Genomic DNA, 18,495 nt, shown 5'->3' on the forward strand with positions numbered 1-18,495 from the left:
GCTGCGGTCTTTCGGCTACTTGCGCTGGGTCCCCACGCGCAGTTGGTGGAACGGCACGTCGCGGTCGGCCTCGGGCTCCCGCGGCAGGCCGAGCACGCGCTCGCCGATCAGGTTGCGCTGGATCTCGTCCGTTCCCCCGGCGATGGACAGCGACGGGACCGACAGGGCCATCTGCTGGAACGCCCCGCCGCCGGTCGTGTCCGGCCCGGCCAGCATGCCCTCCGCGCCCAGTAGGGACAGGCCGATGTCGCGCGCCTGGCGCCCCACCGCGGAGCCGGCGAGCTTGCCCAGGGACGCCTCCGCTCCCGGCCGGTCTCCCCGTCCGCGCGCGGACCGGGCCGACAGGTTGCGCAGCCGGTTGGTCTCCGCGTCCCCGTACACGGCCGCGATGCGCTGACGGACCAGCGGGTCCCGGGAGCGGCCGACCTCCCGGGCCAGCCCGATCAGGGCCGCGGGAGTGCGGACGCCGCGGCGGGCCGTGGAGTCCCGGCGCGCGGCGCGGTCCTCCTCGATCAGCTCCCCGACGCGACGGTCGAGCATTCCGTTGCGCCGCCCCGGCAGCGCGACGCGCGCCGGCCGCAGCACTCCGCCGCCGCCCACCTCCTGGCGCTCGTACACGAGGCTGCTCTGGGCCAGCCGCCAGCCCTGCCCGGCCTCGCCGATCATCTGGTCCGAAGGCACCACCACGTCGGTGAGGAAGACCTCGTTGAACGTGGCCCGGCCGTTCATCTGGCGGATCGGCCGGGTCTCGACGCCGGGCTGGTCGAGGTCGACGACGAAGCAGCTGATGCCCCTGCGCTTGGGGACGGAGGGATCGGTCCTGGCCAGGGCCAGGCCGCGGTCGGCGCCCTCGGCCTCCCGCGACCAGAGCTTCTGGCCGTTCAGCACCCAGCGGTCCCCGTCGCGTTCCGCGCGCAGTTGCAGGCTCGCCAGGTCCGATCCCGCTCCCGGCTCGCTGAAGAGCTGGCACCAGGACTCGGCGCCGGCGGCCAGGGACGGCACCCAGCGGCGCCGCTGCTCCGGGGTCCCGTACTCGATGAGCACGGGGCCGCCCACCATCTGCCCCACGCCTCCGGGCGGCCCGATCGCGCCGGCCCGTGCGATCTCCTCGGTGATCGCCCTGGCCTCGCCGCGCCCCAGGTCCCGGCCGCCCATTCCGGCGGGCCAGGTCGGAAACGCATAACCCGCCTCCGCCAGCAATCGCCACCAAGTGCCGACCGTGAGATCTTCGCTCCATTTTTCCCGGAGCCATGCGCGCACTTCTCGGCGCAGTTCGGATAACTGGCCGGAATCCTGTTCTCGCACCATTTCGCCGATCACCTCAGAGCATTCGGTATCACTTCCGCGAGCGACCTGGACGCCGCCACTCGACGGGCACACGAGAAAAGCCGTCGCGCACTGGAAGGGCATGGGAGATATTCGCTCGGAAGGCGCTCGCCCGACTCATGATCGAAACATGAAAAGACTTTGGCATGTTTGCCGGGCACACTCAGTCTACCCAGGGGGAGCCCGAAATCAATGTCGGAACTCCGTCTGGCCAATATCGATCGGTGGCGTGCGGGAACAATCACCGGGCGCCGACGTCCGCGGGAGTCGTCCCGTTCCCCGGCCGCCGGGGGCCCGTCCCGGCCGCGCGGCACGGCGGGAGCGGTCCGCCGCCGGCGGGAACACGGCCGGTCAGCCGGCCCGCCGCACCGAGGCGCGCAGCAGCACCGTACCGACGGCGCAGACGGCCAGGACCGTCGGGCCCACGGCCCACCAGCCCCCCGCGAGCAGCACCGCGGAACCGACCAGCGGCGGGCCGACCAGCGAGCCAGCGCTGCCGATCTGCGCCAGGAGGCCGTTGGCGAGACTGACGTCACGGGACGCGGAGACCACCGCGGGGATCGTCGCGAAGGCGGCGGCGACGACGAGTTCGTTGGCCAGCGCGACGAGCAGCGCGCCGAACGCGCTCAGGGCGACCCCGCCCGACTGCAGGAACGCCAGCGCCGCGCCGAGCGGCATGAGCAGGGACGCGGTGAACAGGTGGCGCACCGGCACCCCCCTGCGCAGCAGCCAGCCGCTGAGGAAGCCGCCCGCGATGCCGGCCAGCGACACCAGCCCGGTCATGGTCCCGGCCGTCGCCGTGGGCACGCCCAGCTCCTCGTGCAGGTAGGCCGGGAACAGGGAGACCACCGCGACGATCGTTCCGCTGGCGGTGGCGAAGCCGGCGGCGAGCAGCAGCGGTCCGAGCAGACGGCGCGCGCCGGCGCCGCGGGACGCGGGCCCCTCCCCGTCCCCCTGGGCCGGCGTTCCGTCGCCGGGGCCCGGCCGGCCGAGCGCCAGCGCGGCCGCGGCTCCGATGGCCAGCAGGGCGCCGGATTCGGCCGCCAGCCAGACCCGCCAGCCCAGCCACGACGACAGCAGGCCGCCGGCGAACGACCCCACCGCCAGCCCGACCGGGAAGTAGGTGCCCCACGCGGCGAGCGCGACGACGCGCCGGGGGCCGGCGTCCATCGCGATGATGACCGCCGGGGCGGCCACGACGACGGCGACGTACCCGACGCTCTCCACCAGCCGCATCCCCAGCATCGGCCCGAAGCCGTCCGCCCGCGACTGCAGCAGACCCGCGGCCGCCATGACCGCGCAGCCTCCCAGCAGGGCCCACCGGAGCACCATCCGCCCGATGAGGCGGCTCACCGGCACGCCGAACAGCGCGGCCACGGCGGTGATGGAGGAGATGAGCAACGACATCTGGTCGAGCGACAGGCCGAGCGCGGCGCGCACGTCGACCGAGACGGGCGCCAGCTTGCCCAGGCCGGTGGCCGCCAGGACCCCGCAGAGGTACAGCAGGACGAAGCGCCCCCAGTAACCCCGCGGCGAGGACGGGAGACGGGCGGCCGTCAGCCCGTCGTACGCGGGGGATTCCCCCTGCAGGTCACGCGATCTTTTCCAGGCACACAAATCCGGGACTCTATCCCCGGAACGGCCACCGGGCAAGGACCTCCGCGGCGGATTTCTCCTCCCGGTGGCCTGAAACAACCACGGGCCGTCGCCGGAGAGGCGGGCGGCGCGCGGGAAAAGCCGTGCGATGCTCACGGAACGAGCTCGCGCGCTTTTACGGAACACTCTTTCGGGAACACCGGATTCGGCCTGTTCCATACAGCCCTTTCCCGCCGCAATGCGGCCGCGCTGCGGGGGTTGACGGCCTCCACGGGCCGCCGGTTATCTTTGTCCCGCGACAGCCGTCCGGAAGGACGCTCGGCGGAGCACGACGGGGAACGCGGGAAACCGCGGGGAACGCGAAGAACCCGGCACCCGGTTTTCCGGCCGTACCGCAGCGGCCGCCCGCCGACCGGTCGACAGTGCCATTCCTTGGAGGGGCGTCGATGCCCGGTGACCAGAGAAGCGTGCGGCTCAAGTACGGCCTGAACCCCCAGCAGGAGCACGCCACCGCGACCATGCCCGACGGCGGGCCCCTGCCGTTGTCCGTGCTGAACGGCACCCCCTCGGTGGTGAACCTGCTCGACGCCCTGCAGGGCTGGCAACTGGTCAGGGAGGCCGACAGGGCCCTCGGACTCGCGGCCGCGGCGTCGATGAAGCACGTCTCCCCCGCCGGCGCCGCCGTCGCCGGCGAGGTGGACGCGGTGACACGGGCGACGTTCGCGCTGGACGACGGCCTGTCGGAGCCGGCGACGGCCTACGCACGCGCCCGGGACTGCGATCCGCGCTCCTCCTACGGCGACATGGCCGCGTTGTCGCGCCCCGTCGACATGGCGACGGCGCGCCTGCTGGCCCGGGTGGTCTCCGACGGCGTCGTCGCGCCGGGGTACGAACCGGGCGTGGTGGAGGTCCTGGCCCGCAAGAAGCGGGGCGCGTACCTCGTCCTGCGCGTGGACCCGGCGTACGAGCCCGCCGGGCGGCAGGTGCGGGACGTCTTCGGCGTACGGATCGTCCAGGACGCCGATCCGGTCGCGATCGACGCCCGGTCGCTCGGCGAGAGGTTCGGGGAACCGACCGACCGGCACCTGCGGGACGCCGTCCTCGGGCTGATCGTGGTGCGGTACACCCAGTCCAACTCGGTGGCCTGCGTCCAGGACGGACGGACGATCGGGATCGGCGCGGGACAGCAGTCGCGCGTGGACTGCGTGCGGCTCGCCGGGGAGAAGGCCGACCGCTGGCGGCTCCGGCGGCACCCCCGTGTCGCCGCCGTCCGCTTCCCGGACGGCACACCGCTGCAGGACCGGGTGAACGGCGTGCTGCGGCTGGTCGAGGACCGGCTCGCCGCGGCACGGGAGCCCGACCCGTCGTGGGGGAGCCCGTCCTGCACCCTCGTCTCGGACGCCTACCTGCCCTTCCGGGACAACGTCGACGTCGCGGCCCGGCACGGGGTGGGGTGCATCGTCGAGGGCGGCGGGTCGAGGCGGAGCGGGGAGGTCGAGGCCGCCTGCGAGGAGCACGGCATCGCCCTGGTCCGCACCGGGCTGCGGCTCTTCTGCCACTGACCCGCCGTCACCGATCCGCCACCGATCCTCCGGAGGACCGCGTGCAGGAGAACGTACCGGCCGGCGCGGCGCCCCGGCCGCCGCGGGACGGGCACCGGGCGCTGCCCGGGTTCGACGACGTCCGCATCGAGAGCCTGCTGGAACGGCGCACGCTGAAGTGGGGGCGGCACGGCCCCGGCGTACTGGGCGCCTGGATCGCCGAGATGGACTTCCCCGTGGCGCCGGAGGTCCGGGACGCGCTGCACCGGGCGGTCGAGCGCGGCGAGACCGGGTACCCGCTCCGCGACATCCGCACCGGACTGCCGGCCGCGTGCTCCGGCTGGCTGGACCGCTCGTTCGGCTGGTCGGTGCCGGCCGAACGGATCTTCCTGGTCCCCGACGTCGTGACCGGCGTGGGGCTGGGCATCGGCGCCTACAGCGCCCCCGGCAGCGCCGTCGTCGTGCCGACCCCCGCCTATCCGCCGTTCTTCGAGATCGTGGCCGCGCAGGGGCGGCGGGCCGTGGAGATCCCGCTGGTCCCCGATGGGGCGGGGCCGTCCCTGGACATCGACTCCATCGACGCCGCCCTGGCCGGCGGCGCCGGAACCGTCCTGCTGTGCAACCCCCACAACCCGGTGGGCAGGGTGTTCACCCGGGCCGAACTGTCGGCCCTCAGCCGCTGCGTCGCCGCCCGCGGGGCGCGGGTCGTCGCCGACGAGGTGCACGCGCCGCTGACCTATCCGGGCCACGAGCACGTCCCCTACGCCTCCGTCTCGCCCGAGGCGGCCGCGCACACCGTCACCCTGGTCTCCGCCGCCAAGGGCTGGAACATCCCCGGCCTCAAGTGCGCCCAGGCCGTCCTCACCGGCGACGGGGACGTCGCGCGGTGGCGCTCCCTGCCCTTCCACTCCCGGCACGGGGCGAGCACCCTGGGCATCGCCGCCCACATCGCCGCCTACACCCGCGGCGGCCCCTGGCTCCGCGACGCGGTGCGCTACCTGGACGCCAACCGCCGCTTCCTGGCCGACGTCCTGCGCTCCGAACTCCCGGAACTGGGGTACCGGATGCCCGAGGGGACCTATCTGGCGTGGCTGGACTGCCGCGCCCTCCGCCTCGACGACCCGGCCGGCTTCCTGCTGCGGGACGCGGGGGTCGCGGTGAGCGACGGCGCGTTCTTCGGCGCCGCCGGACGGGGGTTCATACGGCTCAACTTCGCGACGTCGCGGCGGATCCTCGAGCGCATCGCGTCGGCGCTGACCGGATCCGTGCGTGCGCGGGCACGCCACCGTGCGCCGTGACCGCGGCGGCCCGCCGGCCCGGTCCCCCGGTTCCCCCGTCCCTGTCCCTGTCCGTACGGACCCCGAGGTGGTGGACATGCCATGTCCGTGAAGAACCGCTCCGCGTCGTCGGTGGAGGTCGCCCTCACCGTGAACGGCGCGCAGGCGCGCCTGGTGATCGACCCGCGCGAGTCGCTGCTCGACCTCCTGCGGGAACGGCTGGCGCTGACGGGCACGAAGAAGGGCTGCGACCACGGCCAGTGCGGCGCGTGCACCGTCCATCTGGACGGCCGACGGGTCCTGGCGTGCCTGACGCCCGCGGTGCAGGTCCAGGGCGGGGCGGTGACGACGATCGAGGGACTGGCGGCCGCGGACGGCACGCCGCACCCGGTGCAGCGGGCGTTCGTCGACCACGACGCGCTGCAGTGCGGGTACTGCACGCCGGGCCAGATCATGTCGGCGGTCGCCTGTATAGCCGAGGGCCACGCGGGCAGCGACGACGAGATCCGCGAGCACCTCAGCGGCAACCTGTGCCGGTGCGGCGCGTACCCGAACATCGTGGCGGCGGTCCGGCAGGCGGCCCGCGAGATCCGCGGCCCGGCGGGGGGCTGACGGATGCGCCCCTTCTCCTACACCGTGCCGGCCACCCTTGCCGACGCCGTCGAGGCCCTGGCCGCCGGCGGGCCCGGCACGAGGGCACTGGCCGGAGGCACCAGCCTGTACGACCTGATGAAGCTGGGCGTCGAGACGCCGACGGCCCTGGTCGACATCCGCGGCCTCGCCGAACTGGCGGGGTTCGACACCACGGGCCCCGGGGAGTTGGTGTTCGGCGCCGGCGCCCGGATGGCCGACGTCGCCGGGGATCCGGTCCTGCTGCGCGACTACCCGGTCCTGGCGGAGTCCCTGACCAAGGCGGCCTCCCCGCAACTGCGGAACATGGCGACCGTGGGCGGCAACCTGCTGCAGCGCACCCGGTGCGGGTACTTCCGGGCCGGCCCGCCGTTCCCGTGCAACAGACGGCGGCCGGGCAGCGGGTGCGCCGCGCGCGGCGGACCGGACCGGGACCAGGCCGTCCTGGGCACGAGCGAGTCCTGCTCGGCGGCCTACCCGGGCGACTGGGCCGTGGCGCTGACCGCCCTCGACGCCCGCCTCGACCTGCTGGGGCCCCGCGGGCCCCGCACCATGGCGCTGTCCGAGCTGCACAGGGAGCCCGGGGACACACCCGAGCACGAGCACGACCTCGAGCCCGGCGAACTCGTGGTCCGCATCCGCGTGCCGGCCACCGCGACGGGGCGCGCCTCCACCTACCACAAGGTCAGGGACCGGGAGTCCTACGCGTTCGCGCTCGCCTCCGCGGCCGTGGCGGTCGGTCTCGACGACCGGCGCAGGGTCGTGGACTGCCGCATCGCCCTGGGCGGGCTCGCGACCCGGCCCTGGCGCGCCCGGGAGGCCGAGCGGACGCTCCTCGGCCGGCCGCTCACCGAGGACGGCGCCCGGCGCGCGGGGGAGGCGGCGCTCGCCGGCGCCCGCCCCGGCCTCCGCAACGCCTTCAAGACCGAGCTGGGCGTCCGCACCGTCGTGGCGGCCCTGCGCGTCGCCGGACTCCGGGCCGCCTCGTGAGCGCCCCCGTACCGCCCTCCGCACAGCGCGCGGGCGCCTACGACAAGGTGACCGGGCGGGCGCGCTACACCGCCGACCACCGACCGCCCGGCCTCCTGCACGCCGCGCTGGCGGTGGCCACGATCGGCAGGGGACGCGTCACGGGCGTGGACACCGCCGCCGCCTGCGCCGTCCCCGGTGTGCGCCTGGTGCTGACCCGTCTGGACGAGCACGAGGTGCGTCCCCCCGGCTTCCCGACCGCCGACTCGGGCTACGGCTTCCAGAGCCTGCAACCGCTCCTGGACGACCGCGTCGCCTACCGGGGCCAGCCGGTCGCCCTGGTGGTGGCGGACACGCCGGTCGCCGCCGCCGAGGCCGCGGACCTCGTGGAGGCCTCCTACGAGGCCGAACCGGTGGCCGTCACGCTCGGCGCCGAGGGCACCGAGACGGTGTCGCAGGCGCAGGCGCTGAGCGACCCCAGGTTCTCCGACGTCTCACTGGGCGACGCCGACGCGGTCCTCGCCTCCTGTCCGGTCCGGATCGACGCGGCGTTCGACCTCGCGCCCCAGCATCAGGTGCCCCTGGAGCCGCCGGCCACCGTCGTCCGGTGGCGGGGCGACACGCTGACGGTGTACGAGAGCACCCAGAACAGCGGCGCCGTCAGGCACGGCCTCGCCAGGCAGCTGGGCATCGACCACTCCCGGATCGAGGTCGTCTCACCCGACGTGGGGGGCGGCTTCGGCCAGAAGGCCTGGCTGCAGTCCCACCTGGCCCCGATGGCCGTGGCCGCGCGCCGGCTCGGTCGGCCGGTCGGGTTCGTCATGTCCAGGCGGCAGACCTTCCACGGAACCAGCTTCCGCCCGGCCAGCCGGCACCGCGTACGGCTGGGCGCCGACCGCTCCGGAAAGTTGGCGGCCGTCATCCACGAGTCCTGGCAGCAGACCTCCCGGCACGACCTGTTCCCGTCGGACTTCACCACGGTCACCTCACGCCTGTACGGAGTGACGGCCTTCCGCGGCGCCCAGTGGCTGGAGCGCACCGACGTGCAGACGCCCGGCTTCATGCGCGCTCCCTTCGAACACGTCGCCGCGTTCGTCCTGGAGTCGGCGATGGACGAGCTGGCGTACGCCACCGGGAGGGACCCCGTGGCGCTGCGCCTGGCGAACGACACCGCCACCGACCCCGTCACCGGCCTGCCGTTCTCCTCCCGCCACCTGGCCGAGTGCCTGCGGCGCGGCGCGGCGCGGTTCGGCTGGGCGGCCCGCACGCCCCGGCCCGGGTCGATGCGCGACGCCGACGGAACCCTCGTCGGCTGGGGCGTGGCCGCCGGAGCCTACCGGGCCTCCGCCGCGCCCGCCGCCGCACGGCTGCGGGTGGACGCCCGGGGTCGGGTGGCCCTCGACGTCACCGGCCACGAGATGGGGCAGGGCCTGCGGACCGCCGTCGCCCGCACCGTGGCCGAGGACCTCGGTGTCGCCCCCGGTGACGTGCGGGTCGTCCTCGGGGACACCCGCGGGGTCGCGCAGCACCTGACCGCCGGTTCGTGGGGCACCGCGACCGCTCTGGCGGCGGTCCACGCCGTCCTGCGAAAGCTGCGCGCGCGGCTGGGCCTGCCCGGCCGCGGGCGGGCGGACCTGGCGGCGGCGCTCGCCGCCGCCCGTCTCCCGGCGATCACGGTCGAGGCCACCACCCGGGCCCCGGGCCAGTCGGCGGAGGCGGTCGAGAGGATGCTCGCCGGGAGGTCCGCTCCGGCCGGACCGGTGTACCCCGGTTTCTCGGCGTTCAGCTTCGCCGCCCACTTCGCCGAGGTCCGGGTGGAGGCCGCCACCGGACGGGTCTGCGTGCCGCGGGTGGTGAGCGTCGTGGACTGCGGCCGGGTGGTCAGTCCCGCCACCGCCGCGAGCCAGGTGCGCGGCGGCGTCGTGTGGGGCATCGGCGCCGCGCTGCGGGAGGGCGGCGAGCCCGATCCCCGTTTCGGCGGCTTCGTCAACGCCGACCTGGCCGAGTACCTGGTTCCGGTGAACGCCGACGTCGGGCGGATCGACGTCGACTTCATCGGCGAACCCGATCCCCGGCTGGTTCCGGCGGGCGCCAAGGGCCTCGGCGAGGTGGCCCTCGTTGGCGTGGCCCCCGCCATCGCCAACGCGATCCACCACGCCACCGGACGGCGCCACCGGCGTCTGCCGATCCGGCGCGAGGACCTGCTGTGACACCCGGCGGGGCCGGCCCTCAGGACCGGCCCCGCCGCATGACCAGCAGGAGCAGGGCCAGGTCAGCCCCGTGGCCGTCCAGCTCCTCGGCGTAGTACCGCACCATCTCGTTCTCCCGGGACAGGTCGGTGCGCGACAGCCCCGCGGCCTTTCTCGCGTCCGCCAGGAGACACTCCTGCTCCGTGAACTGACGTATCAGCGCCACGATGCGGACATTGATCTCGGCCAGCCGCTCCTCGTGGCGGCGCCAGCCGTCCCTGCCGTCGGAGGTCCTCATCGCTTCCCCGGTCACCGCGCTCACGACAGCGAGATTCCGCCGACCGCGCGGGAGCGCTCCCCCAGGGCGGTCTTCCGGTGCACGGCGAACTCGACCACCTGCCCGGCCATCGCCGTGAGCTGCCGCCGCGCCCGGACGTCGGTGCACTCCCCGTCGGGGCCGAAGCGGGACGCCACGTCGTCCAGGGCGATGCCGAGGGGGGTGGGCCAGCCGCGCAGTGCGTGCGCCACGTCCCGCAGTGCACCGAGCGCGGCGACCGCGCCCTGTGCGCCGTCCGAGACGGCGACGCAGCCGACCGCGCGTCCGCTGAGGTAGGGGCGTTCGTTGTCGCGCAGCTCCTCCATGTGGTCGATGGCGTTCTTCATCAGCCCGGAGATGCTCCCGTGGTAGGCGGGGGTGGCGAGCACCACGCCGTCCGCCGCGGCGACCGCCTTGATCAGCCGCTGCGCCTCCGGACCGCGGTATTCGGCTCTCGGGTCGTAGAGCGGCATCGCCAGTTGCGTGCCGGCGAGCATGTCGACCTCCGCCCCGAGCCGCTCCGCTTCGGCCAGGGCCACCCGGAGTGCCTTCTCGGCCGTCGAGTCCGCGCGGAGCGATCCACCGACGCCCAACACTCTCGTGATCTGTCGCATATGGGTTCACTCAATTCGTCGTCCGGGACAAACCAGCTGGGACGCTGCGGTGATGAGACGGTGAGTGAGGTGCTGTCTGCTGTGCCCATGGGGTCGGCCCCTCGGCCGCCGGGCTTCTCGACGGGGCGCCGGGGGCATCGCGACCGGGGCAGGGGACAGCATAGTTACCTTTCATATTGCTTTTGGAGCCCTCCAGGAACTCGTGTTCCGAATGGCCGAAATATCAGTGATCGGGACTCGATTCCACGCGTTTGAGCCGTGTTCGGCTCGGGAACTCCGGCCGCGTATCCGGGATCAGACCGGGCCGTGCTCGTCGAACCGTGCCCGCCGGGCCGGCGGCCTCCGTCCGGTGCCCGAGCGGCCCCTGACGGTGCGACCGAGCCCGGGAAGCCGGCCACCGGCGGGCTCCGCGCGCCGGACGCGAGGAGCGGTCCACCGCGAACGGCGCCAGCCACCGCGTCGTGGACGGCCCGGCGGTCGTTTCCGCGGAGGACCGGACGCCGCCCGCTCCCCGGGCTCCCGCCGGCCCGGCGTCCGCGCGGATCCCCTTGTCGGCGGCCTGCCCTACGGTTCCCGTCACTTGATCACTGCGGATGCGGGAGGCGCACATGGGGTGGGTGTCGGCCGACGGCTACGAAGTCGCCCTCGACGACGGGAGGGTGGTGTGCCGCAACGCGGCCGGGCGGCGACTGAAGTCCGTACCGTCCAGGATCGCCGACGACCCGGCGGTGGTGGGGCTGTCGCGGGTGAGCCAGAACCGGTGACGCCATCCGGCGTCACCGGCGTCGTGCGTGAACACCACCACGCGGCGGGCCACGCGCCGCATCTCGCGCAGCCCGGCGATCGGGTCCCGCCAGTGGTGGAGGGTGCTGAAGGCCATCGCGGCGTCGAAGGACCGGTCCCGGAAGGGGAGGTTCTCCGCGGCGGCGGCCACGCACGGCGCCGCGCCGGCGGGACGCAGCGCCCGCATGACCGCCGACGGCTCCACCGCCGTGACGTCGCGGTCGGGGGGTTCGTAGGAGCCGGTGCCGGCCCCGACGTTCAACACCGTCCGCGCGTCCCCGAGCGCTTCCCAGACCTGCGCGGCGATCCGCGGCTCGGTGCGCCGCGTCGCCGGGTAGGCGGAACCGATGGCGTCGTACAGCTGCGCGCCGAACACTCTCAGCTGCTCCTCCGGTGTCGTCCTGATCCCCATGGCCCGTGCCTGCAGTTCCCCGTCGATGGCCGTCACCATGGCGGCGGCGCGGTCGCGCTGTTCCAGCAGCAGGCCGCGCAGCCGGCGCAGGCGCGCGACCGCGTCGGTGGCCGGGTCGTCGACCAGGTCCGCGATCTCGCGCAGCCCGAAGCCCAGCCGCCGGTAGGCCGGCACCTCCCGCAGCCGCTCCACGTCGCCCGCCGAGTAGGCCCGGTACCCGGCCGCCGTCCGCGCGGACGGCCGTACGAGGCCGATCCCGTCGTAGTGGTGCAGCGTGCGGACGGTCACGCCGGCCAGCCCGGCCACGCGTCCCACGGTCAGGTGTTCCTCCACCCCGCCGACGATGCGGCATGACGCCACGTGAGGGTCAAGCGCTCCACGCCCGGTGCCGCGCGTGAACCGGCCACACCCGGACCCCCACGGGAAACCAGGCGACCCCGCGGCGGACGGGGCCGCCTCCCGTGACGGTCTGGCCGCCCGCGATGAGTTCCGGCGCCGGCGGCGGTCTGCCCATCCAGACGCGTGTCGGGAAGCGCACCGCGCGGCGGTGCCGCCGGGATGCTGAGGAGCTGAGCCGTGTCCGAGGACGAGAAGCGGATCCGGGCCCTGATCGAGCAGTGGGCCGCGGCGGTGCACCGGGGCGACATGGGCGGTGTCCTGGCCGATCACGCGGAGGACATCGTGATGTTCGACGTGCCGCCGCCGTACGAGGGCGTTCGCGGCATCGACGCCTACCGCGAGACGTGGCCGCCCTTCTTCGCCTGGCAGGCGCAGGGCGCCGTCTTCGAGCCCGAGTCCCTCGACGTCACCGTCGGCGGCGACGTCGCCTTCGCCCACGCCCTGCTGCGCTGCGGAACCCCGGAGGAGCCGGCCGGGCGGCCGGAGAACCGCCTGCGGCTCACCCTCGGGCTGCGCAGGGAGCGGGGCCGCTGGATCGTCGCGCACGAGCACCACTCGTTCCCGGACCTCTCCGGCGGGGACGCCGCGCCCGCCGGGTAGCGGGCACGGGGCCCGGCCGGACGACCGCGCAGCCGCCGGGCGGCGCGGTCGCCGGGGGTGGACCGTGCGGAACGCGTGCGCCCCGGGAGCCGGTAGGCCGGGACCGGTCCGCCCCGGCCTACCGGGGTGAACCGCCCGTCGCGCCGTCCGGGAACGCGCCGTCCGTCCTGGCGGCGTGCTCCGCGGTGAACCGCTCGACGGCCTCCCAGAGCTCGCCCTCACGCCGCTCGTCGTAGGACTCCTCCGACGAGCGGTCCGCGCGGCCGCGGTCCACGTAGGAGCCGGTCGGCGCCCGGGTCGCGCCGAGGACGACGTCGGCGAGGAAGCGACCGGCGGCGTTGCGGCCGGTGGCGAACGGCGTGAGGGCCGTCACCGGCAGGATGTACCGCATCGCGAACCGGGAGGCGGGTCCCGCGTTGCGGGCGAGACCGGTGCCGGGGACGAAGCCCGGGTTGTAGGCGACGGCGTCGATCCCGGCCGGCAGCCGGCGCGCGTACTCGTGCACCAGGTGGATCACGGCCAGTTTGCTGGTCGAGTACGCGGTACGCCCGGCCGCCGCGCTCCCGGGCCGGGGGAAGGCGCCGGTACGGGCGAGGAGGTCCGGGGACTTCCAGACCGGGCCGGGCACCATGCCCAGGTTGTGCCTGAAGTCACCGAAGTGGGTGTCGCTGGTGGTGATCACGATCCGGGCGGGAGCGGCGAAGCGGTCCTGGAGCATGCGCACGAACAGGTGGTTGGCGAGCACGTTGACCGTGAAGGTGGATTCGAAACCGTCGGGCCCCTCGGTCAGCGCGTCCGTGTACTGCGCGCCCGCGTTGCCCACGAAACCGCGCAGCGGCGGCAGCTCACCGCTGTCGAGCCGGTCGCGTATCCCGGTGGCGGCCGAGCGCACGCTCTCCAGCGAACCGAGGTCCGCCGGGACGTACGAGACCGTGGGCCCGCCCGCGGCGAGTTCCGCGGCGAGCCGCGCGCCCGAGGACCCGCGGGCGACGACGAGGAGGTGCGTGTCCGGTGACCGCCGCAGGATGTGCTCTGCGGCGATGCGGCCGATGCCGCGGCTCGCGCCGGTCATCACGATGGTGTGCTGCATGGGAGGCTCCTCCACCCGTCGGCCGATGGCGCCCGGCGTGGACGCGTCCCCACGTTCGCCGCTCCCGCCGGCGCAGACCAGTGCCGTCCCCGTGCCCAGGACCGGCAGTACCCGGGCTCGTCCGGCGCCGCACGGCGAGAATGGGCCCATGGCCTCCTCCCGCCCTCCGTTCGCCGCGCTCCTGCGGGCCTGGCGCGACCGCCTCTCCCCGGCCGACGCCGGCTTCACCGTGACGGCCGGCCGCAGGGCCCCGGGGCTGCGCCGCGAGGAGCTCGCGCAGTCGGCCGGGCTCTCCGTCGACTACGTCCTGCGTCTGGAGCAGGGACGCGCGAGGAACCCCTCGGCCCAGGTGGTCGGCGCCCTCGCCCGTGCCCTTCAGCTCTCCCGGACCGAGCGTGACCGGTTGTACCGGAGTGCCGGGCTCCTGCCGCCGCGGGACGGAACGGTCAACACACACGTGCCCCCGGGCGTCCAGCGGCTCGCCGCGCGCCTCGACGACGTTCCGATCGGGGTGTTCGCCGCCGACTGGACCCTGGTGTGGTGGAACGCCGCATGGCGTGCCCTGCACGGCGACCCCGCCACGCTCCCGGCCGCCGAGCGGAACCTCGCGCGCGCCGTCTTCGGCGACGGCGCCGCTCACGCCGCGATGTTCCCCGTCCGCTCCGAGCGCGGCGAGGACGCCTTCGCGGCGTCGGTCGTCGCCGACCTCAAGGACGCCGTGTCCCGCTATCCCTCGGACGCCCGGCTCGACCGGCTCGTGCGCGACCTGCGGGACGCGTCCGCCGTCTTCGCCCGCCACTGGGCCACCGCGACCGCGACCCCGCACACCACCGACCGGAAGACGATCCGGCATCCGGAGGTCGGCGACGTCCTGCTCGACTGCGACGTCCTCGTCGTTCCGGGCGCGGACCTGCGCATGGTCACCTACACGGCGGCGGCCGGAAGCAGCGGTGCGGGGAAGCTCGACCTCCTGCGGGCCACCGGTGGCCGCACCGCCGACGCGCTCCCCTGACGCCGCCCCGGCCCGCCGCCGGCAGGAGACCGGTCCGGAACCCGCGGCAGCTCCGTCACGCCCGCGACCCGCTCGTGCGTCCGGGAGCACCGTTGCGTCGGCCGCGGACCTGTTCGGCGTCCCCGGGGGCCGTGGCGCCAGGGGTCCGGCGGGCCGTGGGGGCGCGGCTCAGCTCGAGGCCGGGGTGAGCACCACGAAGTCCGCGTTGGAGGGGTCGAGGCAGACGGCCATCCGGCCGACGCCCTCCGCGTCCTCCGGGCCCATCTGCACGCTGCCGCCGTTCTCGGTGACCTCGGCGATCACGGCGTCGCAGTCGACGACGTCGAAGACCGGGTGCCAGTAGGGCCGCCCGTCCGCCAGGGCGAGGTCCTCGGTGCGCAGTTCCATGATGCCGCCCTGCGTGCGCTCCTCGGACAGCCCGGCGGGCGTGACGAGGGAGTACGTGCCCGCGCCGCCCGGCAGCTCCATGTCGCTGAACTGCCAGCCGAGGACACCCCCGTAGAACTCCTTCGCCGCCGCGGCGTCGCTCGTGTACAGCTCGGTCCAGGACAGCGAGCCCGGCCGGTCCACCAGTTCGAGGCCCATGTCCTTCCCCGGCTGCCAGACGGCGAACTGGCCACCCAGCGGGTCGCTGTACTGCGCCATCCGGCCCCAGTCCCCGAGGCCCGTCGGCGCCACGCGCACGGTGCCGCCCGCGCGCTCGACGGCCTGGGTCGTGGCGTCCGCGTCGGTGACGCGGTAGTAGATCATCCAGGCCGAGCGCGCGCCCTCCTCGGTGAGCTTGCCGAGTCCGGCGACGGTCCTGCCGTCCTTCCGGAACATCCCGCCTTCCATGTCCTCCCCCTCCCCCTCCCCCATGGGCTCGTAGTCCCAGCCGAGCACCGCGCCGTAGAAGGCCGCGGTGGCCCGGACGTCGGGGGCACCGAGGTCGAGCCAGCAGGGGGAGCCGGGGACGAAGTCAGTGGTGATCACGGCGATTCCCTTTCGCAGGTCCTGTGGCCTCAGCGTGGCACCCGGTGCTCACGCCCGCCCGTCGGCCCGGTCGTTCGGGTGCCGGGGACGCGCTCCCCGGCACCCGGGCCGTCTCCGCTCCGACTTCCGGCGCTCACCGGACGCCGGACGCCGGACGCCGGACGGCGGACGGCGGACGGCGGACGGCGGCGGTCCCGGAGCCGCTCGCGCCGTCCCCGCGGCCAAGGGGTGGCGCACGGCCCGTCGGGCCCGCGCCGGGAGGAGTGCCCGCGGCGGATCCGCTCGCGCGCTGCGTGGACGTGCGGCGTGGACGCGCGGCGGGGTGGTCTCGCCGGCCGGTGCGGGACACGGCGTCGGTGACACGGATCCGCGGCCGTGAAACCGGGGTGCCCCGGCGGGCGTCGGTCGGGTAGCGTGCGGGCCATGTCGAGTCCTGAGTCGGACAGGGTGGGGGCTTTCGGTCACGCCGTCAGCCCCCTGAACCACTGAGCTCGTAGCCCCGCCGTCCCGCCGCGTTGCGCGGTGGGACGCGTGTGCCCTCCGGGGGCCGGCCGCGGTGACGAGATGACCTCTCTCGTACTTCTCCTCACCCCGGAGCCACTCGATGCCTCTTCCGCTGTACCTGCTCGCCCTGGCGGTCTTCGCCATGGGCACCTCGGAGTTCATGCTCGCCGGCCTCCTGCCGGACATCGCCTCGGACCTCGACGTCACGGTCGGGGCGGCGGGCACGCTCACCTCGGCCTTCGCGGTCGGCATGGTCGTCGGCGCCCCCCTGGTGGCCGCGCTGGCCCGCACCTGGCCCCGGCGTTCCGGCCTTCTCGGGTTCGTCCTCGCCTTCGCGGCGGCCCACGTCGTGGGCGCCGTCACCTCCAGCTTTCCGGTCCTGCTCGCCACCCGGGTGGTGGCCGCGCTCGCGAACGCGGGGTTCCTGGCCGTCGCCCTGACGGCTGCCGCCGCGCTGGTCCCGCCCGGCAGGAAGGGGCGTGCGCTGGCCGTGCTGCTGTCCGGCACCACGCTGGCCACGATCGCCGGTGTCCCCGGCGGGTCGGTGCTCGGCACGCTGCTCGGCTGGCGGGCCGCGTTCTGGGCCGTCGCCGTTCTCTGCCTGCCCGCGGCCCTCGGCGTCCTGAAGGGGGTCCCGGCGGGACGTGTGACGGAGGAGGCGGCGCAGGAGGGCGGCAGGCCGGCCCTGCGGGCGGAGCTCGCCCAGCTCACCAGGGGGCCGCTGGTGCTGGTGATGCTGCTCGGCGCGCTGGTGAACGCGGCGACGTTCGGGAGCTTCACCTTCCTCGCCCCCGTGGTGACCGGCCCCGCCGGGCTGGGCGAGTGGTGGGTCTCCGTCGCCCTGGTGCTCTTCGGCGCCGGTTCCCTCGCCGGGGTCACCGTCGCCGGCCGGCTGTCCGACCGGCGTCCCGGCCTGGTCATCGCGGTCGGCGGCCCGCTGCTGCTGATCGGCTGGCCCGCCCTGGCGCTGCTGGCCGACGAGCCGGCCGCCCTGCTCACCCTGGTGTTCGTGCAGGGCGCGCTGTCGTTCGCGCTGGGCGGCACGCTGATCACACGGGTTCTCTACGAGGCCGCAGGAGCCCCCACCATGGCCGGCTCGTACGCGACCGCCGCGCTCAACGCCGGCGCCGTCGTCGGACCCCTCGTCGCCGCGGCCGCTCTCACCACCGCGGCCGGGGACCTCGGCCCGCTGTGGACCAGCGGGCTCCTGGTCGCGGTCGCCCTGCTCGTCGCACTCCCCTTCCGCACCGTGGTCGCGGCCGGCCGCGACCGCGGCCGGCCCGGGCCCGCCCCCGCCGTACCGGCCGACCGGAGCCGGTGATCCGGGCGGTCAGGGCCGGTACGGGCGCCGGGGCGGCCCGGGGACCGATCGCGGCCGGCGGGTGCGGGGACCTCTCCGGGGGCGACGGCACCCGCCCGCTGCGGCCGACGGGGGCGGAGGCGGCATTCCGGTTGCGGCCCTCGGCGCCGACGCGTGGCCAACCCCATGTTTACACCATTAACATGGGCCCGGGAAGGCGCTGTTGATCGATGTCGGTGCTGTCGGCATGGAACGGGGCGGGTGACATGGGTTCGGCCTCAGGGAGCAGATCGGCCTATCACCACGGCGACCTCCGCAACGCGCTCGTCGCCGCCGCCGTCGAGCTGGCGAGCGACGGCGGTCCCGAACGCGTGGTCCTGCGCGAGGTCGCCCGCCGGGTCGGCGTGTCGCCGACCGCCGCCTACCGGCACTTCGACGGGCAGGGCGGGCTGATGTACGCAGTCAAGGTCCGCGGCCAGGAGGCGCTCGCCGAGTCCATGGAGGACGCGGCGGCCCGGGTCCCGGCGACCTGGGACCCGGGGGTGGCGGCCGAACGGCGGTTCACCGCGCTGGGGCGCGGCTACGTGCGCTTCGCCCTGCGGCGCCCCGGGCTGTTCCGCTCGGCCTTCTGCCGGATCCCCGGCGCGGAGGGGGAGCCCCGGGACTGGACGGAGGTCCCGCGGGCCGACGGAGAGCCGCGCTACCGCGCCCTCGGGCTCCTCACCGCCGCACTCGACGAGTTGGTCGCCCACGGCCGGATGCCGGCGCACAGGCGGCCCGCCGCCGAGGTGACCGCCTGGTCGACGGTGCACGGTCTGTCCGTGCTGCTGATGGAGGGTCCCCTGTCCCGGCTCCCGGACGAGCAGAGCGACGCGGTGCTCGAGCACGCGCTGTCGACCGTGCTGGCGGGCCTCGCCGCGCCCTGAGCGGCCGCGGGCCGCTCCTCCGCGTCCCCCGTGCCCCCG

The 18,495-nt window shown here is 75.1% G+C and carries 15 protein-coding genes and 1 pseudogene; 9 read left to right on the plus strand and 7 right to left on the minus strand.

What is annotated here, in order from left to right; all coding sequences use genetic code 11:
* Window positions 1-15 precede the first annotated feature (15 nt).
* Together QC029_RS06880 and QC029_RS06885 are read right to left on the minus strand one after the other, a co-directional pair.
* Window positions 16-1,410 carry an acyl-CoA dehydrogenase family protein gene (locus QC029_RS06880; protein WP_336621562.1) on the minus strand — a complete coding sequence of 465 codons (1,395 nt, stop codon included), beginning with the start codon at window positions 1,408-1,410 and terminating at the stop codon, window positions 16-18.
* Between the two features lie 267 nt (window positions 1,411-1,677).
* A complete protein-coding gene (locus QC029_RS06885; RefSeq protein WP_279554548.1) occupies window positions 1,678-2,943 on the minus strand; it encodes a CynX/NimT family MFS transporter in 1,266 nt (421 codons plus the stop codon).
* Window positions 2,944-3,368: 425 nt separating this feature from the next.
* Between QC029_RS06885 and QC029_RS06890 the strand changes: the two genes are divergently transcribed.
* The 5 genes from QC029_RS06890 (at window position 3,369) to QC029_RS06910 (ending at window position 9,549) form a co-directional block, all read left to right on the plus strand.
* Window positions 3,369-4,484 (plus strand): hypothetical protein, encoded by a 1,116-nt coding sequence (locus QC029_RS06890; RefSeq protein ID WP_279554549.1) that lies wholly within the window; start codon window positions 3,369-3,371, stop codon window positions 4,482-4,484.
* 41 nt (window positions 4,485-4,525) lie between these two features.
* Window positions 4,526-5,761 (plus strand): MalY/PatB family protein, encoded by a 1,236-nt coding sequence (locus tag QC029_RS06895; protein WP_279554550.1) that lies wholly within the window; start codon window positions 4,526-4,528, stop codon window positions 5,759-5,761.
* Between the two features lie 81 nt (window positions 5,762-5,842).
* The gene (locus QC029_RS06900; protein ID WP_279554551.1) at window positions 5,843-6,352 is read left to right on the plus strand and encodes a (2Fe-2S)-binding protein; all 510 of its coding nucleotides are present in this window, start codon (window positions 5,843-5,845) and stop codon (window positions 6,350-6,352) included.
* A 3-nt stretch (window positions 6,353-6,355) separates the two neighbouring features.
* Window positions 6,356-7,360, plus strand: coding sequence for a xanthine dehydrogenase family protein subunit M (locus QC029_RS06905; protein ID WP_279554552.1), 1,005 nt, complete (start codon window positions 6,356-6,358; stop codon window positions 7,358-7,360).
* Complete coding sequence (locus tag QC029_RS06910) at window positions 7,357-9,549, plus strand: xanthine dehydrogenase family protein molybdopterin-binding subunit (RefSeq protein ID WP_279554554.1); 2,193 nt, start codon at window positions 7,357-7,359, stop codon at window positions 9,547-9,549. The genes QC029_RS06905 and QC029_RS06910 overlap by 4 nt, the downstream gene beginning before the upstream one ends.
* Window positions 9,550-9,568: 19 nt before the next feature.
* Here QC029_RS06910 and QC029_RS06915 read toward each other — a convergent pair whose 3' ends face one another.
* The 3 genes and pseudogenes from QC029_RS06915 to QC029_RS06925 form a co-directional block, all read right to left on the minus strand.
* Window positions 9,569-9,850 carry a hypothetical protein gene (locus QC029_RS06915; RefSeq protein ID WP_279554556.1) on the minus strand — a complete coding sequence of 94 codons (282 nt, stop codon included), beginning with the start codon at window positions 9,848-9,850 and terminating at the stop codon, window positions 9,569-9,571.
* Window positions 9,847-10,458, minus strand: coding sequence for an NADPH-dependent FMN reductase (locus QC029_RS06920; RefSeq protein WP_279554557.1), 612 nt, complete (start codon window positions 10,456-10,458; stop codon window positions 9,847-9,849). Before QC029_RS06920 ends, QC029_RS06915 begins: the two co-directional genes overlap by 4 nt.
* 739 nt (window positions 10,459-11,197) lie before the next feature.
* Window positions 11,198-11,959: pseudogene (locus QC029_RS06925) on the minus strand (methyltransferase domain-containing protein); the annotation flags it as partial.
* 270 nt (window positions 11,960-12,229) lie between these two features.
* Here QC029_RS06925 and QC029_RS06930 point away from each other — a divergent pair.
* Window positions 12,230-12,652, plus strand: a complete 423-nt coding sequence (locus tag QC029_RS06930) for an SgcJ/EcaC family oxidoreductase (RefSeq protein WP_279554558.1) — start codon at window positions 12,230-12,232, stop codon at window positions 12,650-12,652.
* A 118-nt stretch (window positions 12,653-12,770) separates the two neighbouring features.
* Here the strand turns inward: QC029_RS06930 and QC029_RS06935 are convergent, their stop codons facing one another.
* Entirely contained in the window at window positions 12,771-13,742 is a 972-nt protein-coding gene (locus QC029_RS06935) for an SDR family NAD(P)-dependent oxidoreductase (RefSeq protein ID WP_279554559.1), read from the minus strand.
* A gap of 148 nt (window positions 13,743-13,890) precedes the next feature.
* Between QC029_RS06935 and QC029_RS06940 the strand changes: the two genes are divergently transcribed.
* On the plus strand, window positions 13,891-14,754 hold the full coding sequence (locus QC029_RS06940; protein WP_279554560.1) for a helix-turn-helix transcriptional regulator: 864 nt from the start codon (window positions 13,891-13,893) through the stop codon (window positions 14,752-14,754).
* 168 nt (window positions 14,755-14,922) lie between these two features.
* Here QC029_RS06940 and QC029_RS06945 read toward each other — a convergent pair whose 3' ends face one another.
* Entirely contained in the window at window positions 14,923-15,726 is an 804-nt protein-coding gene (locus QC029_RS06945) for a VOC family protein (RefSeq protein ID WP_279554561.1), read from the minus strand.
* Window positions 15,727-16,330: 604 nt separating this feature from the next.
* Here QC029_RS06945 and QC029_RS06950 point away from each other — a divergent pair.
* Window positions 16,331-17,551 (plus strand): Cmx/CmrA family chloramphenicol efflux MFS transporter, encoded by a 1,221-nt coding sequence (locus QC029_RS06950; protein WP_279554562.1) that lies wholly within the window; start codon window positions 16,331-16,333, stop codon window positions 17,549-17,551.
* Window positions 17,552-17,796: 245 nt separating this feature from the next.
* On the plus strand, window positions 17,797-18,456 hold the full coding sequence (locus tag QC029_RS06955) for a TetR/AcrR family transcriptional regulator (protein WP_279554563.1): 660 nt from the start codon (window positions 17,797-17,799) through the stop codon (window positions 18,454-18,456).
* The last annotated feature ends 39 nt before the right edge of the window (window positions 18,457-18,495 follow it).

This window comes from Streptomyces sp. DH37 (genome assembly GCF_029813835.1).
GTDB lineage: Bacteria > Actinomycetota > Actinomycetes > Streptomycetales > Streptomycetaceae > Streptomyces.